Annotated in this window: 5 protein-coding genes; 4 read left to right on the forward strand and 1 reads right to left on the reverse strand. The window is 64.0% G+C overall.

The annotated features are described in order from the left end of the window. Positions 1 to 344 precede the first annotated feature (344 nt). From XI08_RS46215 to XI08_RS10185, 4 genes are all read left to right on the forward strand, one after another. Complete coding sequence (locus XI08_RS46215; protein ID WP_442869791.1) at positions 345 to 560, forward strand: helix-turn-helix domain-containing protein; 216 nt, start codon at positions 345 to 347, stop codon at positions 558 to 560. A 15-nt stretch (positions 561 to 575) separates the two neighbouring features. Next, the gene (locus XI08_RS10175; RefSeq protein WP_271574312.1) at positions 576 to 998 is read left to right on the forward strand and encodes an IS3 family transposase; all 423 of its coding nucleotides are present in this window, start codon (positions 576 to 578) and stop codon (positions 996 to 998) included. Between the two features lie 78 nt (positions 999 to 1,076). Then, entirely contained in the window at positions 1,077 to 1,718 is a 642-nt protein-coding gene (locus tag XI08_RS10180) for an integrase core domain-containing protein (RefSeq protein WP_271574313.1), read from the forward strand. A gap of 327 nt (positions 1,719 to 2,045) precedes the next feature. Continuing rightward, complete coding sequence (locus XI08_RS10185; RefSeq protein ID WP_271574314.1) at positions 2,046 to 2,348, forward strand: hypothetical protein; 303 nt, start codon at positions 2,046 to 2,048, stop codon at positions 2,346 to 2,348. Positions 2,349 to 2,432: 84 nt separating this feature from the next. Here XI08_RS10185 and XI08_RS10190 read toward each other — a convergent pair whose 3' ends face one another. Continuing rightward, positions 2,433 to 3,737, reverse strand: coding sequence for a M16 family metallopeptidase (locus XI08_RS10190; RefSeq protein ID WP_271574315.1), 1,305 nt, complete (start codon positions 3,735 to 3,737; stop codon positions 2,433 to 2,435). Positions 3,738 to 3,744 lie beyond the last annotated feature (7 nt).

The following is a 3,744-nucleotide window of genomic DNA, read 5'->3' on the forward strand; positions in this document are numbered from 1 at the left end:
TCGGCGACCAAACCAGGGATGATGTCGATAAAGAACCTCGCGAAGAACGATCCTGTGGGCGTTCTTGAGCCTTGTTGTACAACGAGGAGCGGCCACATAGCGCGATCGGCAACAAGGCGCCGATATCGCTGTTGAATGGCTCATCGGCGCCCCCGCCGGCATGAGCCTAACCCCGGAAAATTCCAGCCTCAGCTGGCCTAGTTTCGGGGAGCACTTCAACCACCAGCCAGAGCGAACTCAGGACCGGATAAAACTTGGGGGCAAGGTCACCGGCGTTGGGAAGCTGGAGTGCACCCCAAAAGTGAGACATGGGAAATTAGGGACAGTTCTCTAATGGAGAACGTATACCCAACAAATCACCCCGTGTTTTCAGCCGAGAGTTCAAGCTCGAGGCGGTCCGTCGCATTCTGGCGGGTGAGCGCATAAGGGCTCTTTCCCAGGAGCTGAATGTGCTGCGTAAGGACCTCTATGCATGGCGCGATCTTTTTCGAGCCGCCGGGGCGCAGGCGCTGCGGCCGACCGGTCGGCCGCCCAAAAGCGATGCGGTTGCGCGAGCGTGAAGGAGCGGGCACGCGATGTTGCAGCTACCGACCCTGGTGCGCCGGAACCCATTGCCGAACTCGAGCGGCCAGCAGCAGATTGAACTGGATTTTTTTCGGCAAGCCTTGCGGCGGGTCAAGGAAGCAAGCCGGCCGAGCACCGGGCCTGGCGTGACGGGGCCTACGCGGTCAGGCGATGACGATGCCCCCGCGGCAAGGCGAGCTGACGATCGAGCGGATGTGCGTGCTGGCCGGCGTCAGTCGGGTCGGCTATTACCGGCATTGGGCGGCGTCCGCCCCGCTACCGAAGAAACCGGCGTACGAGACGCAATCCAGCGGTTGGCGCTGACGCATCGGCATTACGGCTATCGCCCGATCTCCGCGCAACTGCGGCGTGAGGGCTTTGCGGTGAATGGCAAACGCGTGCTGCGCCTGATGCGAGAGGACAATCTGCTGTGATTGCGGCAGCGGCCGTTCGTGCCTGTGACGACAGACTCGCGCCACCCTTGGCGCGTGGTGTCGAACCTGGCCCGCGGCATGGTGCCTGATGGCCTCGACCAGCTCTGGGTGACGGACATCACCTACATCCGCCTGCAGGAGGAGTTCGCCTATCTCGCCATCATGCTCGACGCCTTCAGCCGGCGTGTGGTCGGCTGGGTCTCTGGAGACGCACCTGGAGGCGCGTCTGGCGGTCGCCGCGCTCTCGATGGCGCTGGCGGCGCGCCAGCCGACGCCCGGCAGCCTAATCCACCCCTCCGATCGCGGTATCCAGTACGCCTGCGGCGACTACACAGACCTGCTTCAGCGGCACGACATTGCCCGAGCATGAGCCGGGTCGGCAATCCCTATGACAATGCCAAGGCGGAGAGCTTCGTGAAGACCCTCAAACAGGAGGAGGCCAACGGCCAGACTTACCGCGATGCGCAGCATGCCAAAAATGCAATCGGCGCCTTCATCGAGGACGTGTACAATCGCCAACGGCTGCACTCGGCTCTGGCCTACCGGCCGTGTGCGATGCGGGGCTGCTGCGCAGCAGCCCCGCATCGTGGCCGTAACCCATCAACCCGCCCAGCCGCCCCAGGCGCTCGGCTCCTGTCCCTGATTACCGTGTCTCACATCAGGGGTGCAGTTCAAGCCGCCGCTCCTCATTTCCTCGACACTGGCCGGCCGACGCCCTGATCGTCGGGCTACAGGATGGCAACTTCCACAGCAAATAGAGAAGCCCAGCAATGGCTCCCCAGAAAAGTATGCCGCGGACAATGAAAGCGAGCGCCATGTTAATCGCCGTCTCGCTCAAGCCGCCGCGCCGCGCCGGACGGACAGCAGAACGTTGCGTGGGCCGATATGTGCTGGCGATCCAGGACACGACTGTGCTGCGCTCGGAACGCGGCAGGGGTGAGTGTCTGCATGCCGTATTGGCTCTGGCTTAAGGCTTCGACATCGAAGCCGTGCAAATAGGATAAAGCGCCCCGTAACCGACTGAAAACTGCGACGTTGATCGCGGCTGTGTGTATCCAGCAACTGGTGCACGCCCGTGATGGTGGTCCGGGACCTCTGCGGCCGCTAAGCGATGCATTCGAACCTGAGGACATTCCACTGCTCGAAGCCTGCTGTGCTCAGCTCGAAGGCAAGACTGAGCGGCAGAAGAACCCTCATCCGAACAGGTCGCTCGCTCATGCAGCCTGGTTCTGCGCGCGTCTCGGTGGATGGACCGGCTATTACGGCAAGCCGGGTCCGATCGTCATGCTTCAGGGATGGATCGAGTTCGAAGCCATGAAGCGCGGCACCAACCTCATGATGCATCACTGAAAGACCGAAGCGATGTGTGAATCGAGTAGCCCAGAGCGCAGCGTGCCGTGTGTTAGCGAGGAGCGCTATCGCTACTACGGCAGTTCAGTTCGCCTTCGGCGCCGTGGCCGCGGGTTGCGCGGCGGCCTGCGGGGTGCGGCCGACGACGACCGTCAGCAGGCCTTGGCCCCAGAGCCGCTTGGCGGCGGCCTTGGCGTCGTCCAGCGTCACCGCGTCGACGATGGCGTTGCGCTTCTCGATATAGTCGATCGGAAGCTTGTCCTGCTGATATTGCAGCAGCGCCTGGGCGAGCTTCGAGGACGTATCCAGCGCCAGCATCTGCGAGCCCTTGAGGTAGGACTTGGCCTCGTCGAGCTCCTTCTGCGTCGGGCCCTCCTCGGCGATCCGGCGCACCTCCTTCTCGATGGCGTCGATGGTGTCGCTGGCGCGGTCGGCGCGGGTGCCGGTATTGCCGATGAAGACCGCCGAATGCTCCATCCAGAGCAGGGATTCGAACACCGAATAGGCCAGCCCGCGCTTCTCGCGGACCTCGCGATAGAGCCGGGAGGACAGTCCGCCGCCGCCAAGGATGTGGTTGACGACATAGGCCGCCATGAAGTTCGGGTCGCTGCGCTTCACGCCGGGGCCGCCGAAGGTGATGACGGTCTGCGGCACGTCGAGCGGCACGAAGGCGCGCTGCGGCGGCTTGGCCGCCTCGATGTCGGGGACCGGCACGAGATTGGCCTTGCCGGGCAGGCTGCCGAAGGTGTGGTCGAGCAGCTTGCCGAGGGTCGCCGGATCGACGTCGCCGACGACTGCGACCTTCAAGGTGTCCTTGGCGAGCACGCGGCCGACATAGTCCTTCATGTCGGCGGCGGTGACGGTCGGCACGCTGTCCAGCGTGCCGTTGGTCTGCCGGCCGTAGGGATGATCGCCGTAGGCGACTTCCAGGAATTTGCGGCTCGCCAGCGACGACGGATTGGTGGTCTCGCGGCGCAGGCCCGAGATCACCTGCGAGCGGATGCGCTCGACGTCGGCGGTGTCGAAATGCGGCGAGGTCAGTGCCATCCGCAACAGGTCGAAGGCTTCGTCCTTGTTGTCGCGCAGCATGCGCAGACTGCCGCGGAAGGTGTCGCGGGTGGCGCTGAAGGAGAGCTCGATGGCGCGGCGGTCGAGCCGCTCGTGGAAGGTCTTGGAGTCGAGATCGCCGGAGCCTTCATCGAGCAGGTTGCCGACCAGATTGGCGACGCCCGACTTGTCCTTGGGATCCTGCGCCGAGCCGCCGGCAAAGGAATATTCCATGGCGATCAGCGGCACGGTCGCATCCTGCACGAACCAGGCTTCGATGCCGCCCGGCGAAGTCAGGTGTTGGATCTTTGCGGCCGCCTGTGACAGCGAGACCGTAGCCAGCGCGAGT

Origin of the sequence: Bradyrhizobium sp. CCBAU 11361, assembly GCF_028128935.1 — a bacterium.
Lineage (GTDB): Bacteria > Pseudomonadota > Alphaproteobacteria > Rhizobiales > Xanthobacteraceae > Bradyrhizobium > Bradyrhizobium niftali.

What these genes read in the sequence shown, in the direction of transcription:
- XI08_RS10175 (WP_271574312.1), top strand. Translation starts at nt 576, where the DNA reads ATGTTGCAGCTACCGACCCTGGTGCGCCGGAACCCATTGCCGAACTCG.
- XI08_RS10180 (WP_271574313.1), top strand. Translation starts at nt 1,077, where the DNA reads ATGGTGCCTGATGGCCTCGACCAGCTCTGGGTGACGGACATCACCTAC.